The organism is Winogradskyella pacifica, from assembly GCF_013403915.1.
Lineage (GTDB): Bacteria > Bacteroidota > Bacteroidia > Flavobacteriales > Flavobacteriaceae > Winogradskyella > Winogradskyella pacifica.
In genome coordinates this window covers 137,608-157,781 of the sequence record NZ_JABFDI010000010.1, presented here as the reverse complement: position 1 = coordinate 157,781, position 20,174 = coordinate 137,608, and the positions used below count along the sequence as shown (strand labels likewise).

Annotated in this window: 20 protein-coding genes; 3 read left to right on the top strand and 17 right to left on the bottom strand. The window is 33.2% G+C overall.

Annotated elements, in window-relative coordinates:
- Positions 1–3,383, bottom strand: a 3,383-nt coding sequence (locus HM984_RS10770) for an FIDD domain-containing protein (RefSeq protein WP_257018488.1), incomplete at its 3' end; no start/stop codon positions are given.
- 181 nt (positions 3,384–3,564) lie between these two features.
- Here HM984_RS10770 and HM984_RS10765 point away from each other — a divergent pair.
- The 3 genes from HM984_RS10765 to HM984_RS10755 all read left to right on the top strand — a co-directional run bounded on the left by HM984_RS10765 (position 3,565) and on the right by HM984_RS10755 (position 6,157).
- Positions 3,565–4,467: a NifU family protein gene (locus HM984_RS10765; RefSeq protein WP_115810378.1), complete on the top strand. Its 903-nt coding sequence runs from the start codon at positions 3,565–3,567 to the stop codon at positions 4,465–4,467.
- Between the two features lie 178 nt (positions 4,468–4,645).
- Positions 4,646–5,323, top strand: a complete 678-nt coding sequence (locus HM984_RS10760) for a hypothetical protein (protein ID WP_179349163.1) — start codon at positions 4,646–4,648, stop codon at positions 5,321–5,323.
- A gap of 21 nt (positions 5,324–5,344) precedes the next feature.
- Positions 5,345–6,157 carry a mechanosensitive ion channel family protein gene (locus tag HM984_RS10755; RefSeq protein ID WP_179349162.1) on the top strand — a complete coding sequence of 271 codons (813 nt, stop codon included), beginning with the start codon at positions 5,345–5,347 and terminating at the stop codon, positions 6,155–6,157.
- Here HM984_RS10755 and tsaB read toward each other — a convergent pair.
- From tsaB to gcvH, 16 genes are all read right to left on the bottom strand, one after another.
- Positions 6,154–6,825, bottom strand: coding sequence for a tRNA (adenosine(37)-N6)-threonylcarbamoyltransferase complex dimerization subunit type 1 TsaB (tsaB, locus tag HM984_RS10750; protein ID WP_179349161.1), 672 nt, complete (start codon positions 6,823–6,825; stop codon positions 6,154–6,156). The genes HM984_RS10755 and tsaB overlap by 4 nt on opposite strands.
- Before the next feature lie 17 nt (positions 6,826–6,842).
- Positions 6,843–8,153, bottom strand: coding sequence for an efflux RND transporter periplasmic adaptor subunit (locus HM984_RS10745; RefSeq protein WP_179349160.1), 1,311 nt, complete (start codon positions 8,151–8,153; stop codon positions 6,843–6,845).
- A gap of 2 nt (positions 8,154–8,155) precedes the next feature.
- The gene (locus HM984_RS10740) at positions 8,156–9,598 is read right to left on the bottom strand and encodes a TolC family protein (protein WP_179349159.1); all 1,443 of its coding nucleotides are present in this window, start codon (positions 9,596–9,598) and stop codon (positions 8,156–8,158) included.
- A gap of 169 nt (positions 9,599–9,767) precedes the next feature.
- On the bottom strand, positions 9,768–10,010 hold the full coding sequence (locus tag HM984_RS10735) for a CAMCR motif-containing small membrane protein (protein WP_115810388.1): 243 nt from the start codon (positions 10,008–10,010) through the stop codon (positions 9,768–9,770).
- 2 nt (positions 10,011–10,012) lie between these two features.
- Entirely contained in the window at positions 10,013–10,558 is a 546-nt protein-coding gene (locus HM984_RS10730) for a DUF420 domain-containing protein (RefSeq protein WP_179349158.1), read from the bottom strand.
- Between the two features lie 2 nt (positions 10,559–10,560).
- The gene (locus HM984_RS10725; RefSeq protein WP_179349157.1) at positions 10,561–11,328 is read right to left on the bottom strand and encodes an SCO family protein; all 768 of its coding nucleotides are present in this window, start codon (positions 11,326–11,328) and stop codon (positions 10,561–10,563) included.
- On the bottom strand, positions 11,321–12,040 hold the full coding sequence (locus HM984_RS10720) for a hypothetical protein (protein ID WP_179349156.1): 720 nt from the start codon (positions 12,038–12,040) through the stop codon (positions 11,321–11,323). The genes HM984_RS10725 and HM984_RS10720 overlap by 8 nt, the downstream gene beginning before the upstream one ends.
- Before the next feature lie 156 nt (positions 12,041–12,196).
- Entirely contained in the window at positions 12,197–12,643 is a 447-nt protein-coding gene (locus HM984_RS10715; RefSeq protein ID WP_115810394.1) for a cytochrome C oxidase subunit IV family protein, read from the bottom strand.
- 113 nt (positions 12,644–12,756) lie between these two features.
- A complete protein-coding gene (locus tag HM984_RS10710; RefSeq protein WP_115810396.1) occupies positions 12,757–13,758 on the bottom strand; it encodes a cytochrome c oxidase subunit 3 in 1,002 nt (333 codons plus the stop codon).
- A gap of 37 nt (positions 13,759–13,795) precedes the next feature.
- A complete protein-coding gene (locus HM984_RS10705) occupies positions 13,796–14,395 on the bottom strand; it encodes a cytochrome c oxidase subunit 3 (RefSeq protein ID WP_179349155.1) in 600 nt (199 codons plus the stop codon).
- On the bottom strand, positions 14,396–15,289 hold the full coding sequence (gene cyoE, locus HM984_RS10700) for a heme o synthase (protein WP_179349154.1): 894 nt from the start codon (positions 15,287–15,289) through the stop codon (positions 14,396–14,398).
- 184 nt (positions 15,290–15,473) lie between these two features.
- The gene (gene remB / locus HM984_RS10695; RefSeq protein ID WP_179349153.1) at positions 15,474–17,582 is read right to left on the bottom strand and encodes a gliding motility outer membrane protein RemB; all 2,109 of its coding nucleotides are present in this window, start codon (positions 17,580–17,582) and stop codon (positions 15,474–15,476) included.
- Positions 17,583–17,703: 121 nt separating this feature from the next.
- Positions 17,704–18,504: an energy transducer TonB gene (locus HM984_RS10690; protein ID WP_179349152.1), complete on the bottom strand. Its 801-nt coding sequence runs from the start codon at positions 18,502–18,504 to the stop codon at positions 17,704–17,706.
- A 119-nt stretch (positions 18,505–18,623) separates the two neighbouring features.
- Entirely contained in the window at positions 18,624–19,352 is a 729-nt protein-coding gene (locus tag HM984_RS10685; protein ID WP_115810407.1) for an energy transducer TonB, read from the bottom strand.
- A gap of 66 nt (positions 19,353–19,418) precedes the next feature.
- Complete coding sequence (locus HM984_RS10680) at positions 19,419–19,769, bottom strand: VanZ family protein (RefSeq protein WP_179349151.1); 351 nt, start codon at positions 19,767–19,769, stop codon at positions 19,419–19,421.
- 4 nt (positions 19,770–19,773) lie between these two features.
- Positions 19,774–20,154 (bottom strand): glycine cleavage system protein GcvH, encoded by a 381-nt coding sequence (gene gcvH, locus HM984_RS10675; protein WP_115810411.1) that lies wholly within the window; start codon positions 20,152–20,154, stop codon positions 19,774–19,776.
- Between the last annotated feature and the right edge of the window lie 20 nt (positions 20,155–20,174).

Here is a 20,174-nt window from a genome sequence, read left to right as displayed (position 1 = left end):
ATGATTTGATTAAAATCGTCTGTATTGGTATAAGCGAGTGGATTGTTTATAGGGTTGTTCGCTGCTTCAGCATTCGCCTCACTCTCGTAATAGCTCACTATATACTGTAACGGATCTTGACCGTTTAGTAATTCTGATACTTTAGTCGTTAAATCAAAAGTTGCAAAGCCATCTGCTGAAATATCATCACAAGCTTCGAGTGCTGTTGGCGCGATTAATTGTGGCGTTGGCTCTACTATTAATTCTAACACAACAATCGTAGCACAGTCTGTCGCGATTGTTGGACTTTCTATTCGTGCAAATAAGATTTGTCCATTTTGTACAATATTGTTATAACTCACTGTAGTATCTATAGCATCAACTCCATTTTCTGCATTGATTTCTGTTTCGTGGTAGGTCACCTCTAGACCTGAGGCTCCGCCAGTAATTTCATTATCAGCATCCGTAAGTGTAAACACCCCAAAACCATCATTATCTGGATCACAGTATCTCAGTGGCTGTGGTGTAAAGGCTATTGGCGCTTGCTCTACTACTAATTCTAAATTAGTGGTATCGTAACAGCCTGTATTGATGTTTTCTACACGTACAAAAATGATTTGTCCATTACTTGTATTGGTATATAAAGTTGGCAATGGATTTGTTTCTGTTTCTGCTTCTACCAAAGTCTCATAGTAACTTACAGAATATGCAGGATTGTTTCCTGTGATTTCTGTGTTCTTTAGACTTAAATCCATTTCTGTGAGACCGTCTGGCGTACCATCGTCACAAACTTCTAAAGCACTTGGCGCTACTAATTGTGGTAGGGGGTTAACTATTAAATCGAAAGTTGTGGTACTATAACAACTCGGAAATAATGGATCTTCTACCCTTACATATACCGTTTCTAGATTTACTGTGTTGTTAGTGTAACTCTCTGGTAACGCATCAGCATTATTATTTGCATCATCTTGGCTCGTATGAAATGAGACCTCGTAGACCATTGGATCTTGCCCTCCAAGAATAACACCTTTTTGACTGTTTAAATCAAAAGTAGCAAGTCCATCATTGCTAATGTCGTCACACACTTCCAAATCATTGGGAGGTGTGGCTAAAGCTCTATTATTAACCACTAAATTAAACATGGCAGACGTTGAAGCACTATAACAGTTTGTATCCCCTAAACTCGTCACTCTAACAAATATAGGTTGTGAATCTACAGTATTCGTATAGTCTAAAGGTAAAGCATTATCTCCTGAATCGGCATCTGCAAAATTTAAATGATAAGTCACCGTAAAATCTGCTAGAGATTGCGCTCCTAATATATTTAATGTTTGTGCGCTCAAATCAAAATTAGCGAAACCGTCATTAGTTATATCATCACAGATTTCTAAATCTGCAACAGGATTAATTGTAGGAGCTAATACTGTAGTTAACGAAAATGACGTTATAGAAAAACAAGTTTGTGAAACCTCGGCTATACGTGCCCAAATGATTTGAGGACTAGCGGTATTAGTATAGAGACTTGGTAAAGCCCCTAAATTATCTATGGCATCTTGTTCTGATAAGTGATAACTTATAGGAAAACTTGTTGAATCTTGACTTCCTAATACATTAGTATCGTTCACTGCAAGATTAAACTCCTCTGCACCTGTTTCACTACATTCTACTAAATCTATAGCAGTATTAGCAATTGGACTATCTTTAAATTCTATCGTTACTGAATCTGCAGAACCAGAACAAACATTATCTAATTCAAAATCAGCAAAATAGATTCCTGGCTCAGTGACACTGAAAGTTGAAGAGGTTTCACCAGGAATAACAACTCCATCTTTATACCAAACATGACTTGCGGTATCGAGCCTTGTATCTAATATTACCTCTGTACCATAACATTGGGCATTCCCACGTTCAATAGTCATATCATCACCTAAATTTCCACCTAAATTGAAACTTCCTGCTTTTATGAAAACACCTGAATCTAATTGATTATCCCCATCATCTGCAATCACATATTTTATGGTATATGTTTCACCTGAAACAACTGGAGCCCTCGCCGTAAAAATTCGGGTTTGACCATCAAAGGCTATTGGAGGCTGTCCATCAGGGATATAACCACCAAAATACTGTTCATTGGCACCTCCACACCATTCCCCATTATCGGGATGTACGTTCGTCACCAAGATAGGGTCATTTGAATTTGGCAAAACTGCTAAATTAGTAACATTACCAGAGGAATCTGTTAGAAGAAAAGCAAAAGCATCGGAATAATTACATTCAAAACTCCCCATATTATACTCTTCGGAAGCCATAAAAAATTGAAAGGTTATACTATCTGCCAAAGGAATAAAATCGAATTGAATGGAGGTAGCATTTAGAGAATTGACCCCAACTGCCGAATCTAAGCTATCATCGCCAGGCCAAGCAGCAGTCCCATCACTTAAAGTAACATTATTAGGTCCAGCCGCATTACTAGCATCACCACTAGTTAGCAACAAACCATCTTCAAAAGGAAAATCAGTTCCATTACTAAAAAAATAACCGATCCCATTTGGTTCATCGGCACTGTGTGTATTTCCTGTTACAGCAATAACATTAGATACAGATGCACATGGGCTATTTACTAAAACATTTTCAATTAATTGGTCTACAGTAAAAATATCTTGATCTACAACAATATTTGGTCCTAATACAAAAACGGTGATTGTGGCCGTATCTGAACAACCTTGTGGATTGGCATCGGTAACTGTTAACGAAATCGTATACGTCCCCGGACTATTAAAAGTATGAGTCGCATTAACTCCAGTAGCATCATTTCCGTCACCAAAATCCCAATCATAAGTAGCACCAGTATCGGCTATAGAAAATGTTGCGCTTCCAGAAAAGTCAACGGACTCCCCTGGCAGAATCCCTATAACGCCAGCATCATTAGCGGCAGGAATTGTACTATCTACAGTTGCAATAATATCCTGACAAGCTGTAGCACATAAGATATCAGCATCCCAACCAGGACTAGTTCCATTCTCATTAGAAATAAACTCAATAGTTAAACAACCTGAAGCATTAGTTTCCGAAGCTCTAACATTAAAAGCTCCAACAGGCCCATCATAAATCCCCAATACTGGTGCTGTCGTATTATTATCACCATCATAAATAGTCATTACATCTCCGTCATCACCTGTCTGTGTAAAGAAGAACTGAAAATCAAGAATTGTAAATTCACCTGGGTTTTCTGGACAAATAGTAGTTACAAAATTTTCATCTGTATCATAATTACCATACTCCCCGCCAGAATCAAAAAACTTATCTGGTGCACAACGTGTAAACGTTCCGTTTTGCATTGATATATCTTGAGCAAAACTAATTGTAGAGATCATTAAGGCAAGAAAACATAAGGTTTTTTTCATAATTCAATACTTCAATTCAATTACGCTAAAACTTATAAGTTAAAACAAAAAACGACGCGTAAATTTGGTTGATCACGAAATTTAGTCAAATTATATCAATTGACTTTATTTATAGTTATAAAACATCATCTAAAGGTTGAACTTTTAAGCTTGATATTTCATACTTTTGCAAATAAAAAAGATGTCACAAACTAAGATTTCAATAGTCTCTACTTCTAACGACGCCATTAAGAAATTTGAGGCTGATCGATTTTTAACCAATCATAATAGTTTCGAGTTCAACAACATAGACGACGCCAAACATTCTCCTTTGGCTCAGCAATTATTTTACCTTCCATTTGTTAAAAAAGTATATATCGCTTCAAATTTTATAGCCATAGAACGTTACAATATCGTTGAATGGAAAGATGTAGAAAATGAAGTTGCGCAACAAATTGAAGATTATTTATCTAAAAATGATATTGTAGTAAGTGAAGATGCTATAAAACCTAAGGCTGCGGTAACTGTATATGCAGAAAGCACACCTAATCCTGGTGTATTAAAATTTGTATGTAACAAAGTGTTAGTGCCAAATTTATATGAGTTTACCTCAATTGAAGACGCTAAGCCATCTCCTTTAGCAACAGCTTTATTCCAATTTCCATTTGTGAAGAATATTTACATGGAAAAGAATTTTATTTCTATTACTAAGTTTGATATTATAGAATGGGAAGAGATCACACTTCAATTGCGAGAGTTTTTAAAATCTTATGTTGAAGATGGAAAAACCATTTTAAATGATGATGCTCCGAAACAGTTGAAAAAAACAGAAGAAGCTATTGAGCAAAAATTCGAAGCTTTAGATGATATTTCAAAAAATATTATAAATATTTTAGAAGAATACATTAAGCCAGCTGTTGAAAGCGATGGAGGAAATATTGAATTTATATCTTACGATGAAGCCACCAAAAAAGTTGAAGTGTTATTACAAGGAGCTTGTAGTGGCTGCCCATCATCAACTTTCACTCTTAAAAATGGTATTGAGACTATGTTGAAAGATATGCTGAATGACAACTCTATTAGTGTTAACGCCATCAATGGTTAAAATTTCGTATATTTATCTGACACATTTTATTTTTTTTGTGTCTGAATAATAGTTCATTTAAGCTTTACGGCAGTTATCGTAATATCCAACTTAAAAAAAATTAAAACCTTAGTAAATAAAAAGTAAAAATCTAAGATTACTGCCTTCTAATATTAGGTTAATTTAAAAAAAGATAGTTATGAAAAAAATTAAAATGCTATTAATTGCATTATGTTGTACCTGTTATGCTATTGATGCACAAAATGTAAATGTGGATTCAAGAGGAAGAATCGTTTCTATTAGAGCCGTTGATGAAAATACGGATACTGAAGGATCAAAATATATAAATAAAAACTTCACACCAATAGTTATAGCTCAATTTAAAGATAAGATTTACAATGGAAGGTATAACGCACTTAACGGTGAAATGGAAGTTAATATAGGCGATAATAAAGTTCTTTTATTGGATAACAATGTTGATTATGAGATTAAATTTAGTCAAAGTAGTAAACTATACAGAACAGAAAGTTTTATTAATAATAAAGGAGTATCTAAAAAAGGTTTTTTAGTTGTCGTAAATGAAACAAACAAATCTGCACTTTTAAAAGAAGAATCAATAACATTTCATAAAAAAGTTAATGCAGCTTCTTCCTATGAAAAAGACATACCTGCAAGATATGTTAGAAATAAAGATGTTTATTATATAGACTATAATGATACGATTACATATATTTCTCAGAAAAAGAAAGATTTATTAAAAGCCTTTCCGAACGAAGCAAGTAAGTTAAAATCTTTTATAAAGAAAAATAAAATTAATCTAAAAGAGGAAGGTGATTTAATCAAGGTAGTTGATTATATATCTAGTCTCTCAAAATAAATTAAAAATCAAAAAAATTCTATGGACACACAAAAATGGATTGACGAAGGTTACAATTTTATTATTGAGTTTGGCCCAAAAGTTATTGGAGCTATACTTATATGGATTATTGGTGGCTGGGCAATTAAAATGCTATTAAAAGGTTCTAAAAAAGCATTGAATAAAGGTGATTATGACGAAAGCCTAAAAAAATTCTTATTAAATCTTATTAGTTGGGTTTTAAAAATTCTTCTCATTATTGTCGTATTAGGTACAGTGGGTGTTGAAACAACCTCATTTGCTGCTATTATTGCTGCTGCTGGTTTGGCTATAGGTTTAGCTTTACAAGGGTCTTTAGCTAATTTTGCAGGCGGTGTTTTACTTATGATATTTAAGCCAATTAAATTAGGCGATTATATCGAAGCACAAGGTGAAGCTGGAACCGTTAAAGAAATTGAAATCTTTACCACCAAGTTATTAACACCAGACAACAAAGAAATTATTATTCCTAATGGAAGTCTTTCTAATGGTAATATAATAAACTTTTCAACAGAAGATAAACGACGCGTAGATTGGACATTTGGCGTAGGCTACGATTCTGACATTAAAAAAACTAAAGAGGTGATTTTAGCCGTTATACAAAAACATCCTCTAATACTTCAGGATCCGGCACCAGCCATTAACGTATCTGAATTAGCGGATAGCTCAATTAACTTTTTCACTAGAGTTTGGGTTAACACACCTGATTATTGGGCTGTAAAATTTGATATCACAGAACAAACCAAAGAAGCATTAGATGCGGCTGGTATTGATATACCTTACCCACATCAAGTAGAAATACAAAAGGAAGGTTAAGCTTTCTTTTTTAAAGCTACAAAATCCTTTAAATAATAAGGTTCAAAATAAGCGACATCTTCGGTGTCGCTTTTTTTGTGCTTATTTTCTACTAAAGAAGCCATCTCATTTGCAGAAGGTAATTTTCCATCTACAAATACAGCATTAGGATGCTGAATTAAGCTTTTAGTCTTTTCTACACCATTTCCTACAAAATAAACTTTATGATCCTTTAAAAGCGCGCTAAAACTCTCTTCTGTGAGGATTTCGGCTTCTATTTCTCTATGCAATTCTAAATTTGAATTATAAATTGCTGAATACACTTCCATACGTCGGGCATCTAACATCGAAACAATAAACCCATCAGCAATGGTTACTTGATGCGCTAAACTTTCTAACGTTGAAATAGCTATTAATGGTTTATTTAATGCGAAACACAACCCTTTTGCTGAAGACACACCTATGCGTAAACCTGTATAAGAACCAGGTCCTTTACTCACGGCTACAGCATCTATTTCAGAAGGTTTAATTTTTGAAATCTTAAAAACTTCATCTATAAAAAGATGTAAAGTCTCTGCGTGAGAATAGCCTAAACTATTATCTTCTTTTAAAACTAAAGTCTCTCCATCCTTAGATAGAGAGACTGAACAATTTGTAGTTGCTGTTTCTATATTTAGCACTAATGCCATTAGCTAATTGGTGTTTTTTATTCCTCGCTTTTAACGTCAGAAGCTTCTAAGGAACTTTTATTTTTTACTTGAATTAAATCTCCTGGGCTAAGGTTTTTAGAAACCATGATGTATGGCCCTGTAATGATTTCATCATCTTTAGTTAATCCTGAAACGATTTCAATATTTGTATCATCTTGAATACCTGTCTTAATAACTCTCAGTTTGGCTTTGCCATTTTCGTTTACAAATACGCATTCAAATTTTTGCTCTTCAGTATCAAAATCTCCTGTATCTACAGTTGTTGTTTTTTCATATGTCTTTTTGGTCGAGCTCGTATCTGTTTTAATCACAATGGCACTGATGGGTACCGAAATAGCATCTTTTCTAGTTTTTGTAATGATGTCTACAGTAGCAGTCATTCCTGGCCTAAAAGGTGAATATGTTTCAGGTTTCCCTTCAGTTAAATCTTTATAAGACTCTTCTATTATTCTAACTTTAACTTTAAAATTAGTCACCTGATCTGCGGCTAAAGTACCAGCAGCTGAATTGGCAATGGCCGTAACAACTCCTTTAAATTGTTTCTTTAAGTAAGCATCAACTTCAACAATTGTAGAATCACCAATATTTACTTTTACAATGTCATTTTCATTCACATCAACTTCAACTTCCATATTCTTTAGGTTAGCTACACTCAAAATTGGTGTACCCGCCATTTGTTGCGTGCCAACCACACGTTCACCTAACTCTACACTTAAGAGTGAAATTGTACCTGTCATTGGAGAATAAATCGTTGTTCTACTTAAATTATCTTTAGCTTCATTTACTGTAGCTGCAGCACTTTGCACACTGTAATAAGCCGAACTTTTACCAGCAACAGCAGTTTCATAAGCTGCAATAGAACGGTCCCATTCTGATTTAGAAATAACGCCTTTGTTAAAAAGAGTTTGGTTTCTCTCGTAATCAGCTTTGGCTTGTTTTAAATTAGCCTCTGCTTGTTCTAAACCTGCTCTTACATTTTGATACGACGCCTGAGTTCTACTTACCGCAGACTGAATTAAATCTGGATTTACACGAACTAACAAATCACCTTTCTTAACTTCTTGACCTTCTTTGAATGGTAACTCTAAAATTTCACCTGATACTTCTGAAGATATTTTCACTTCTACTTCTGGCTGAATCTTTCCTGTAGCAGATACGGTTTCAACAATATCTTTTAAAGTCACTTCTTTAATAGTGACTTCTTTAAAATCTCCTTTTTCACCAAACCATCCCATTTTAGATCCTGCAACTACGACTAATAGTCCTACAATGAAAAGTCCGATAATAATTTTTACTGTTTTGCTCATAATTAAAACTTTAGTTCAGTTGCTGGAATTCCGAAATACAATTCGAGAACCTTTAACTTAAATATGTAATCGTATTTAGCACGATTTAATTCGATATTAGCGTTGTCATATCTAAGCTTAGACTGGCTAAAATCGAAAGCATTGGTTAGACCAACGTCATAACGTTCTCTAGCGTAATCGTAAGCTAATTCTTGAGATTCTACAGCTAATTTTGCTGCTTCATAAGATTTTAAAGTTCCTTTAGCATCAACATAAGCTTGGTACACTGTAGATTCTAAATCTAATTCTGCTTGTTCTAATTGAAATTTAGAACGCTCTAAATTAATTTTACTTCTTTGAATATTTCCTTTAGTTGTAAATCCATTTAAAATAGGAATATTTAATTGCAAGCCATAAGAAATACCATCGTTTTGATACAGTTGGTCTATAAAAGGGTCTGCCCCAAGAACAACTGTACTTGTATTCGGAACCTGAGCAACTACAGATTGACCTGTCCCTTCAACCGTACCTATTTGTTGTGTGGTTATTGGATTATCACTGTCTATTTGTTGAATAAACGATGTTGCATCTGTATATCTTGTGTCGTAACCAAAGAAAGCTGATAATGTTGGGTAATTAGCACTTTTAGAAATCTGTAAATCTTTTTTTGCTAATTCTACATTTTGCTCTGCAATCTTAATTTCAGAACGTGTTTCTTTAGCTTTGGATACGATTTCTGATACATTTTTACTTGAAATACCATCGTCTACGATGTCGTAGCCTTCATCTTCAATATCAAAATTTTCATAATCTTTAATTAATAATAATTGTGCCAAACTAATTAGTGAAATCTGAATACTATTTTCTGCATTAATAATAGATTGCTGTTCACTAGCATCTGTTGCTTTAATCTCTAAAAGATCGCCTCTAGGTAAAGATCCGGCATCAACTAATTCTTGCGTTCTTTGAATCTGTGCTTTGGTGACTTCATTTTGAGACTTAAAAACCTCGAGATTTGCCTTATTTAATATGACTTGTAAATAGTTATTAGCTACAAAAAGTGAAATATCGTCTTTCATTTTATCCAAACGATATTGACTTGCTATTTTAGAGATGTCTGCGCGCTGCAATTGTCTAAAATTTCTAAGTCCATCAAACAATGTATAACCTACATTAATTCTACCTGTAACAGATAAAAAAGTGGTGGTTTGCGCATTATTTGTTACAGGGTTAAAACTTAAACCTGTATTTTCTGAGACTCCACCACTAGCGCTAAGTGATGGTAAAAAATTACCTTTCGCTGTAAGTTTATCTACATCTGCAAGCTCTAAATCTAACGCACTTTGTTTAACAGAAATATTATTTTCTAAGGCATATTCTACACATTCTTTTAAGGTCCATTTTTTATTTTGTCCTTGTGCTAAAACCCCAAAAAGAAGCAATACTATTATGATTGATTTTTTCATGATGCTTATTGGTCTATGTAACCCCTTAAGTGTTACACTTAATTTAAAAAAATTCTTGTTTAACGTCTATTAATACGCTTATTTTTAGAAGTATGGTGAAATCCTAAATCTCATAGACTAATTGACTTTACCTTAACTCTATTCATAAGACTACAAATTGCCAGAAATGTTACAAACTTTGATTTGCATTTTCTGTTTTATCTGGTTTACTGAATTTTCTGTAAATAATAAAACCAAGAGCACCAACCAAAATATAAGGTACAGCCATTAAGAAAACGATACCATCATTAATACCTTCGGCCATATTTTGATCTTCCCCACTTTCTAAAACAGCTCTACACATAGCGCATTGTGCATTTGTTTTTAGAAAGAAAAGTAAAGCGATAATAGACAATAAAATCTTACGTCCCATAATTAGATATAATAAGGTGAAATCATAAGGTAAACTACAACACCAGTTACGGCGACATACAACCACATTGGAAATGTAATTCTAGCTATTTTTCTATGACGATCTATGTCATTAGTGATTCCTCTTACGTAAGTAATCAATACAAAAGGAATGATAACAATAGATAATACAATGTGAGTAATAAGAATAAAGTAATAGATGTATTTAATTGCACCTTCACCTCCAAATTGTGTAGAATCGGACGTCATATGATAAGCAACATACATTATAAGAAAAATGACAGACGTCCACACGGATGTTGTCATTAAGTTTTCATGAAGTACAATATTTTTTTTCTTAATTGCCATAAAGGCTAATATCAAGAGTAACGCGGTAAATCCATTTATAGTAGCATAAATGGGTGGCAAAAAAGTTAGAGGTTGAACATCGTAACCCAAATCTTGTAATTTAACCCGTGATAAAATAGCAACTACAACTGGAATAATTATTGATAAAACAATAATCCATTTATTATACTTCTTAGCTTTTACATGATCCACTTTATCCATAACTATTCCTTTAACAACTTAGCAATATCTTCTTTTAAAATAGTTATTTCTTGAGGGATTCCATCTTCATCAACACCTATTTCTTCTGAAATTAATCCATTATAGAAAATCTTAGGGTTTCCAAAATCATCTGTTCTAGATCTTATATAACCTTCTTTATCTATTAAAGCAAAGTTTCCTGAGTGTTCAAACCCACCTTCTACACTATCGTCCTTAGCGGTATAAAGATTAAAGCCTTCATTTGCTAATTTATAAATAGCACTTTCATCACCCGTTAGAAAATGCCAATTAGGATTCGTTACGTTATACTTCTCTGCGTAAGCTTTTAAAACCTCGGGAGTATCTATTTCAGGTGAAATTGTAAATGAAGCGATTCCGAAATCTTCCAATCCATCAAACTGATTTTGAACTCCGACTAAATTCCTATTCATTATAGGGCAAATTGTTGGGCACGTGGTAAAGAAAAACTCTACAACATAAACCTTACCTAAATAATCGTTATTTGTAATTGTAATCCCATCCTGATTTGTAAAACTAAATTCAGGTACTTTTTTAGCTTCACCATTTATTTCTAAATAGACTAAATCACTTTTATTCTGTTTCGTATCTTTTACTTTAGAATTAGAAGTTGAAACATCTTTACTACGGCTTTCATCTCTTATGACATCTCCTTCGCTAACACGATCTATGATTTTAGGAATAAATATGATCCCAAATACTAGAATTACAAATGCAATTCCAACGTACGAATAATTTGATTTTTTACTCATTATCTTCTTTTAATTCTCTGTTTCTTCTTGAATCAGAATTCTCAAATTTACCTTCTCTTTTTTGACGGTATTCAGTAAATAGAATACGAACATCATCACTCATCATATTTTTTATTTCTGCTACTTCTATACTGTTATAAGAATACACACTAAAGGCTGGCTTTTTATCTTCAACTTCCTTTTCGTCTCGTCCATCTAATCGGCCACGTTGACTTAAGTCTTTATCTATAATAAAAACATCACTTACAGATAAATCTTCACCTAGATTGTCTTTAGACTTTAAAGTATTATAAAGCATTTTAATTTCGCCTTCCGTAGCAAAAGCGTAATGCCAGTATTTTAAATCTTCGTAAGTGTTAATTTCTTTCTTTAGTGCTTTTATATCGTTTTCAGTCCCTTTAGGTACTACGATTACAATTTGAAAATTCTTGAAGCCTTTAAATTTATCATACACCAACTCTTTAAGGTTAGAAGCTGCAATCATTTTATCTAAAGGTCTTTTTCCTAAAAAACCTAAAACTGTAATATGCCCTTTTAAGGCAACACTATCAGCTCTATCAGAAATAAAACCCTCTATATCAGAAACATTATTATTTACAATATTTAAGGGATCGTAATTATGCTTTGCAGGATAAAGCATTAGTAAAAATGCAACAGGTAAAAAGAATAATATACCAAGAACTATATAGCGTTTTGCTTTGTCTGTTTTCATTTTTAGAGGCCTAAAATCCTTATTTTAATGGGATTAATTACCAATAATCTATCTTAGATTACTGATATACAAAAATAGAAAAGGTGGTTTAGAAAAACCACCTTTTAATTGTATTTAACACTTTGCTTTCGCGCAGTTAAAATCTATGTATTTTATTTAAAAATTATGCTTAATCAAGGCATCATCACCGTTGTAAACATTGAAGACATAACCACCTTCTTGAAGTAAAATAAACATTAAATAGCATATTAGAAAAACACCCGTCCAAACGATCATTTTTCTCATACTACCAGTCTCATCTCTTAAGTGCATAAAATCCCATGCGATGTAATAAGCTTTGATGATTGTTAATACGATAAAGATTAAGTTTAAGGGCTTCATGTAAACAATAGGAGATAAAATAATATTACCTATAGTTGCAAAGAAACCACCTTCTATAGGGTCCATCCAAGTATGCATAAACATATCTGGTTTATAGATCCCCAACACAACCTCTACTACGGTTATAAAAGTTAGAAAAGCTAAAACTCCCCATATCTTTTGCGTGTTAGATTTAAATTTCCAACGTCCTCTAAATATTTCTAATTTATGTTCGTGTGCCATAATTTAATCTTAATGTCATGTGATTCTATTTACTATATAATAAAAGACACATGCTGTTGTTAGCTATTAACCATTTTATTGAGCGATATAACATTTTATATGCTCGTTTCTTTTTATACTAAATAGAAGAATGTGAATACAAATACCCATACTAAATCGACAAAGTGCCAATATAGACCTACTTTTTCTACCATTTCATAACTTCCGCGTCGCTCGTAAGTTCCTAGAATTACATTAAAGAATATAATAATATTTATTATTACCCCAGATAATACGTGGAAACCGTGAAAACCTGTAATAAAGAAAAAGAAGTCGGCAAATAATGTTGTACCGTATTCATTAACCTGAAGGTTAGCACCTTTAACTACTAGCTTACCGTTTTCTTTTATTTGCTTAAGCGATTCTGCTCTAGATAACACTGTTTTATGACCATCCTCATCTATAAACTGGTTTCTTACTAAAACATTTTCATTAGCAACTAAACCTGCATATATTTCATTAACAGTATAAGGAGGCAACGTCCCTTCATCTACAAACCAAAGTCCATTTTTACGCTCATGATCAACACGATCACTTGCTTGCGCTATAGCTAAATCTTCAATTGATACACGTTTGAATTTCTCTTCACCATCAACGGTTACATACTCACCAAACTGCAAAATGTTACCACCTTTAGTTTGAACAGCACCATAATCGCCTTGAATAAATGTTGCCCATTCCCAAGCCTGAGAACCAACGAATATCGCTCCACCAATAATGGTTAAGAACATATATATCGTCACTTTGGCTTTATTCATATGATGACCAGCATCCACTGCTAATACCATTGTTACCGACGACATAATAAGTATAAACGTCATAAATGCCACATATATCATTGGCAATTCTTGACCATGTAAAAACGGTACGTGTGTAAACACTTCATCCGCAATTGGCCATTCGTTTATAAACTTAAATCTCGAAAAACCGTAAGCGGCCAAGAAACCTGAAAATGTTAATGCATCAGATACAATGAAAAACCACATCATCATTTTTCCGTAACTTGCTTTGAGCGGCTTATTGCCACCACCCCAAGTTTTTTCTTCTGTACCAGTACTAGCTACTGTAGAATCCATAGAATTTATTTAAATTTTTAAGATTGGACAAAAATAATCAAATTATATATCTAAAAAAATATAAAAACAAAAAGAGCACAAGCCAAAGCATATCTACGAAATGCCAAAAATTGGCAGTTAGTTCAAAACCCAACATATTGTTGGAGTTATACTTTTGTTTAAAATGATTATAAATTACAACAATCAGACATATTAGACCAGCAATGACGTGCGCTATATGCAATATTGCTATGACATAAATGTAAGACATTGTGATATTACTCGTTGGTCCTGTAAAATAATAACCCGACATTATAATTTCACCAAAACCAGCAAACTGACTGTAAACGAATGCAATACCTAATCCTAGGGTAACAAATAACCAGACCGTTACCATTTGCATTTTATTTTGTTCTAATGCGCGTTTCCCTAAAATAAAAGTTAAACTACTTAATAGAATAAGTACTAAACTCACAAAAAACGCATTCGGTAATTGAAAATCAATTAACCAATCTTCATTAAGTCGTTGTTTACTACTCACAATAAAAGCACTAATTAAGCCAGCAAATGACATAATTAAAGAACCAATACCAAACCATAGCATCATCTTTTTAGATCGTGCCTTCTTAACCTGCTGTGTGCCTTGTGTTAAATCCATTTATCTTAAAAATTTATCTGCAACATATATAATTTGCAATAACGTAATATAAAACACACTAGATAGCATGAGTTGTTTTGCTGCTTTTATGGAACGTTCTTTAAATAATCTAATCGCATAAACCAACATTACTAAACCAAGTATAAAGACTAGAATAGCTCCTACAATTGATAATTTTAAATCGCCTGTAAATCCTAATACTGGAATTATAGATACAATAACCGTCCAAACACTATACATTATGATTTGTACAGCAGTTCCTTTATCTGGGCTTCCGGTAGGTAACATGTGGAAACCTCCTTTTTTATAATCTTCGTGTAAAAACCAACCTATAGACCAAAAATGTGGAAATTGCCAAAAAAACTGAATAGCAAATAGAGTTCCTGCTTCAATACCAAAGGCATTACGAGCAGCAACCCAGCCTAACATAAATGGGATGGCTCCTGGCAAAGCACCAACAAACACAGCTAAAGACGTCTTTGTTTTTAACGGTGTGTATACACTTGTATATAAAAAAATGGAAATAGCACCATACATGGCTGTTTTAGGGTTAATAATATATAATGTAATTAAACCTAAAATAGTAAACGTTGTTGCAATTATAAAAGCCGTATTTACCGACATTCTACCTGCAGGAATTGGTCTGTTTTTGGTTCTATCCATTAGCGCATCTAAGTCGCGCTCAATGATTTGGTTATAAGCATTAGATGCTCCAACCATAAAGTAGCCACCAAAAGCAAGCAATGCAATTGTAGTAAAACTTATTGTTTCTGCGCCAAGAAAATAGCCAGCAATAGAGGAAAAAACAACACTCAGGGACAATCCCATCTTGGTAATTTCCTTGAAATCTGTTATCACAGAAGCTGTTGATATCGAAGATTTTGTATAACTCAAACTATGCTATTTTGTTTCTTTTAAAAGCGACAGCAAAGATAGTTTGAAAATTGATTCTGACCAACGTTAAACTTTAGTTTTATTAATATACAAACGTAGTGTGTTTAGCGCCTAGCAAAAACAGCATTACTAATATGAAATTAAAATAAATTATATAAGCTTAGAACTATAAAGAAAACTCTTTTTATATATCATTATACCAGTTGAATAAGTCCGTGCGTAGCCCAACACTAAACCAAAGGGTATTAGAATCTTTTGTTGATGCTGTTATTGCATCTGGATTAAAATCTCTGTATATAATATTAGTAAACAGTTTTAAGTTGGTTGCAGGGTTTAATAAATAGCCCGCCTGTATCTCAGTCATAAAACTATTGGTTTTATTTCCTTGTCCAATTTTTATTCCCGTATCAGCGTTACGATCATTATAATCTCTATAAATATCACCTCCATAAGAAAAACTATCTTCATCGGTGTTAAAATCGAAACCACGTTGCCCAATGATAAACTTTGCATCACCAAACCAACGCTTATAATTATAACGACCAATTAAGACTAATTCTCTAAAATTAGCTCCCCAAAGGTGTGCCATTGGCTGATTAAAATTCGCATAATTAAGGACCTGAGTATTATGCGAATAAGTATATGGTCTCACACGGTTGTATTCTGCTTGAAGCAATAAGTTATCAACCTTAAAGGCATTAAAATACTTCGCCCCCAACTGAAATCCGAATTTGTTTTTCCAACTCTTTTCACCTGCTTTAACCTCACTTAATGAAAATTCATCTAAAATAAACTGCCCATAAAGATTCACTTTATTATTCCATTTATATTTAGAAGACAGACCAAGAATCGCATTTCCGGCTCCTTGACCTGTTTGAAATTCAATAGCTCTAAAGAATATAATTGGATTTAAATAATTAACATCAAAACCTCTTCCGTTGGTATCTGACCAAACTACGGATTCAAATAATCCAATGTTTAAGCGCTTAGAAACATTCCAACTTAAGTAATGATTCGCCATGTATTTAGTCAAAAATGCTTTATCTACAATAACGTCATCCCTAACATCTTTTAACCACATCCAAGTACTGGTATATTTTATTTTCCAGAACGTAGCATTCAATTTTAAGAACGGATAAGGACTTGAAACATCACTTTGCAACAAAGAACGATACCCATCTCCTATAAAGTTTTTTCCGTGACCAAACTGAACATTTAAAAAATCGGCAGGAGTATAAGACATATAGGCTTCAGCTACTGGATAATCATAAGAATCCTCCTTAAAACGTTTTCCAATGCCTCGACCCGGAATTATTGCCGGATCTGGACCAAAAGCTTTTAAGCTTTCTGCATATTGATTAAAATAATCTGCAAAACGACCTTGACTCTCATATACAGAAGCTGTTAAATTAAAACGCTTACCTAAGCCGGCTTGTATATTAACACCACGTGTATTATTCCAAGTGGAATTAAAGTCGGCTTCGGTATCTTTACCAACTTGTAGATCTAATATAGGATCTACTGTAAACCAATAATTTTCACTTTGTATTTCTACTAAATGTTCATTGAACACTTTTCTACCGATCCATGTATCAGTATCTTTTGCTAAGCTTTCCTTTTCTGCTTTAATATCGTAATATCTTGCCACATCACTATACACAAAAGGTTTAGCAGCAGTATGACTATTAGTCCCAATAGCATTCATTTCGTCATCGAAACGTGCGTAATACGAATGTGTAAAAGGCACATTTAACTCACTACTGTATTCTAATTTTTCGTAATCCGTTATCGCTTTATCAACGTTATCAAATTCATTAGATAAGATAGCATTAAGACTGTCTTTTTCTGTAAGTTTAATTTCGTCAGTAGGCTTTGAAATTTCCTCAACAGGCTGGGTTAATGGAATGGCAATACTAATGCTATATTGAACAAATGTTGGATTACCGTTATAGGTTGCAGGTTGTATTTTTGGAAGTAAATCGAAAACACGCTTGCTTTCTGTTTTTAATTCTTCATAAATAGCATCTGTATAGATTGCTTTAAACTCTCCTTCTTTACTAACTTCAAACAATATCTTAACGTCACCCACATAGGACTCATCTGATACGATTTGAGGTATTTCAAAATTTTCGTAAATAAAGGTATTTAATGTAAAGTTGAAACACGATTTCAACTGATCTACAGCAACAGAATCACATTGCTGAAAAACAGGAGACTTTTCGTAAGTTAATAAGGTTTGAGTATAACCAAAAGTGGTCGTTAACAGAATAGCAAATAGCACAATGCGCTTCATAAAGGACTTAATTTTAATGGGCGAAAGATACTTAAATTTTTTAGTAACCTGTAAACCTATTGTTGTATAAAAAAACCGCTATTCTGAAAATAGCGGTTTGGGATTTTACAAACTTCTTGTTCTAATAGTTTCTAGAATCAAAAATGATAGGCAATGTGTAAATTACACCAACAGGAACTTGACGTTGTAAGCCTGGTTCCATTTTAGGAATCTTATTAATAACTCTGTTTGCTTCTTTTTCTAAAGCAGGATGTGGTCCTCTAATTTTAATATCAGTAACATTCCCAAATTTATCAATTGTAAACTGCGTAGCTATTTTTTGTCTTCCTGAAATACCGTATTGCGATCCGACACCAACATCAAATTTATTTCCAATTAATTTAGTGATTTTGTCCGACATGCATTTTTTTCGGTCGTTATTATTAGTGTATTTCTCACAACCTGGATATACAGGAACTTTTTCAATTAAGGTAAATGGCACAAAGATATCGTCATCTTCAGGATCCTCAGTATCGGGAAGACTACTAGGCACAAATGGTTTCGTTTTAGGTTTTATTTTTTCTGGAGTTATAATTTTACTCTCAGCGACATCTTTATCATTATCAACTTCTTCGTATTCATCAATTAGATTTGTACTCCTGTCAACTACTGGTTCTGTTTTTTCAGGTTGAATTACCTCAGGCATTACCGAAGGCATAACATCAATAACCGCTAATTCATTGTCGTTTAAAGTGTCAATACTAATTACTTTGTCTTGAAACTGCATTTCAAAAAGAGCATAAGTACCCAATAGACAAAGAATCAGCCCAATTTGAAAATAAAGGCTTGAGTTTTTTTGTAAATTTGCATCATGCTTTTGTGGTTTCTTTGCTTCAGTGGAGCTCTGACCAGCAACACCGAAGTCCTTTTTAGAATTTTTCATAATATTTAAGGTTTAAATGTTAATATTATGTCAAAGTCACAAGAAGCATACCAAAACGAAAATCCCGCTCAATTAAGTTTGAACGGGATTTTTATATTAAGAAATATTACTATTTCGTCTTAGTCTTGTACTTGGAAAACAATAGGAATTGAGAATGGCATTACCACCGCTTTACCTCTTTGTTTACCTGGTTGCATTTTAGGTAATTGACCTATAACACGTTTTGCTTCTTTCTCTAGACCTGGATGTGGACCACGAGCTACAATACTTGTTATATTACCAGATTTATCAACTTTAAACTGAACAAAGATTCTTTTCTTACCTGGTGGTAATCCTAAATCTCCAGCTAAATCCGTATTAAACTTTTTACCAATAAACCTATTGACTTTATCGTTCATACACGCTTTTTTAGCCGCATTTCCTTTTTCTTTTTCACAACCTGGAAAAACAGCAACATTTTCAATAACTGAGAATGGTACTTCTAAATCTTCTTCCACTTCTGCTACTTCAACTTCCTCAACTTCCACAATTTCTGTTTCCATTTCAGTTTCAGTTGACTCTATCACCGTTTCCTCTATCTCTACTTCATCTTCAACAACTTCAATAATTTCTGGTGCTGCTGGTGGTGGTGGTGGTGGTGGTGGTGGAGTTACAATTTGTTCTGTAATTGGCACTTCTTCGTCTAATTCGTCATCTAAATTTAACGAGTCAGCAATAACGTCAACTTTATCGTAAGTTTTATAATTAATAGCCATGTAAGTTATACCCATCATTAAGGCAAGACCAACAGCAAAAAACAGTGAACTGTTTCTACTTACATCCGATTTGTGGTTCTTTTTAGGTTTCATAATATAATTTTTTAATACAACATCGCTAATTTAACTAAATAATAGTAAAATAAACAAGGCTTTAGGTTAATTTAATTTATATCTAATTATTTTACTTACAATTAACGTACCAAATATAGCACCAATACTATTTGCTATTAAATCATAAGTATCGTAAGTTCTATTAGGATTAACGAAGTACTGCAACAATTCTAGCATAAAGCCTAGAAAAATAGCAGCGAAACAAACGATATAAAGTAATTGGGATTTTTTAAAATGTTTAACATAAAGTCCCCATAATAATGTTAAACCTAAGTAAGCAACAATATGATAAATCTTATCATCGAATGAAGAGCCTAAACTAGGCACACCATTTAACGTAATTAAACTCGCAATAACTAATGTCAATGAATAAGCTATTGACACGAGTAAAAGCATTTTTTTAACCACTGATAAGTGCTTTATAATCATCTGCAGATAACAAATCATCGATTTGAGATGCATCTGAAATTTTTAATTTAATCATCCAACCGTCACCATAAGGGTCCGAGTTTACTTTTTCAGGTTCATCTTCTAAACCTTCATTAAATTCAATAATCTCTCCTGATAGTGGCAAGAATAAATCTGAAACTGTTTTAACAGCTTCCACGGTACCAAATACCTCTTCAACTTCTAATGTTTCGTCTAAAGTATCAACTTCTACATAAACAATATCACCTAATTCGCTTTGAGCGAAATCGGTAATACCAATTGTAGCGATATCTCCTTCAATTTTGATCCATTCGTGGTCTTTAGTGTACTTTAATTCTGATGGTGTATTCATCTTTAATTTGATATATTATT

Bases quoted from the DNA above. Each gene is read 5' to 3' on its own strand.
- HM984_RS10735 (WP_115810388.1), bottom strand. From the start codon at position 10,010: ATGGGACGTAAGATTTTATTGTCTATTATCGCTTTACTTTTCTTTCTA.
- HM984_RS10710 (WP_115810396.1), bottom strand. From the start codon at position 13,758: ATGGATTCTACAGTAGCTAGTACTGGTACAGAAGAAAAAACTTGGGGT.
- HM984_RS10740 (WP_179349159.1), bottom strand. From the start codon at position 9,598: ATGAAAAAATCAATCATAATAGTATTGCTTCTTTTTGGGGTTTTAGCA.
- HM984_RS10765 (WP_115810378.1), top strand. From the start codon at position 3,565: ATGTCACAAACTAAGATTTCAATAGTCTCTACTTCTAACGACGCCATT.
- HM984_RS10725 (WP_179349157.1), bottom strand. From the start codon at position 11,328: ATGAGTAAAAAATCAAATTATTCGTACGTTGGAATTGCATTTGTAATT.
- HM984_RS10730 (WP_179349158.1), bottom strand. From the start codon at position 10,558: ATGGATAAAGTGGATCATGTAAAAGCTAAGAAGTATAATAAATGGATT.
- HM984_RS10705 (WP_179349155.1), bottom strand. From the start codon at position 14,395: ATGGATTTAACACAAGGCACACAGCAGGTTAAGAAGGCACGATCTAAA.
- HM984_RS10760 (WP_179349163.1), top strand. From the start codon at position 4,646: ATGAAAAAAATTAAAATGCTATTAATTGCATTATGTTGTACCTGTTAT.
- remB (WP_179349153.1), bottom strand. From the start codon at position 17,582: ATGAAGCGCATTGTGCTATTTGCTATTCTGTTAACGACCACTTTTGGT.
- HM984_RS10715 (WP_115810394.1), bottom strand. From the start codon at position 12,643: ATGGCACACGAACATAAATTAGAAATATTTAGAGGACGTTGGAAATTT.
- HM984_RS10685 (WP_115810407.1), bottom strand. From the start codon at position 19,352: ATGAAACCTAAAAAGAACCACAAATCGGATGTAAGTAGAAACAGTTCA.
- HM984_RS10680 (WP_179349151.1), bottom strand. From the start codon at position 19,769: ATGCTTTTACTCGTGTCAATAGCTTATTCATTGACATTAGTTATTGCG.
- gcvH (WP_115810411.1), bottom strand. From the start codon at position 20,154: ATGAATACACCATCAGAATTAAAGTACACTAAAGACCACGAATGGATC.
- HM984_RS10690 (WP_179349152.1), bottom strand. From the start codon at position 18,504: ATGAAAAATTCTAAAAAGGACTTCGGTGTTGCTGGTCAGAGCTCCACT.
- HM984_RS10720 (WP_179349156.1), bottom strand. From the start codon at position 12,040: ATGAAAACAGACAAAGCAAAACGCTATATAGTTCTTGGTATATTATTC.
- tsaB (WP_179349161.1), bottom strand. From the start codon at position 6,825: ATGGCATTAGTGCTAAATATAGAAACAGCAACTACAAATTGTTCAGTC.
- HM984_RS10745 (WP_179349160.1), bottom strand. From the start codon at position 8,153: ATGAGCAAAACAGTAAAAATTATTATCGGACTTTTCATTGTAGGACTA.
- HM984_RS10755 (WP_179349162.1), top strand. From the start codon at position 5,345: ATGGACACACAAAAATGGATTGACGAAGGTTACAATTTTATTATTGAG.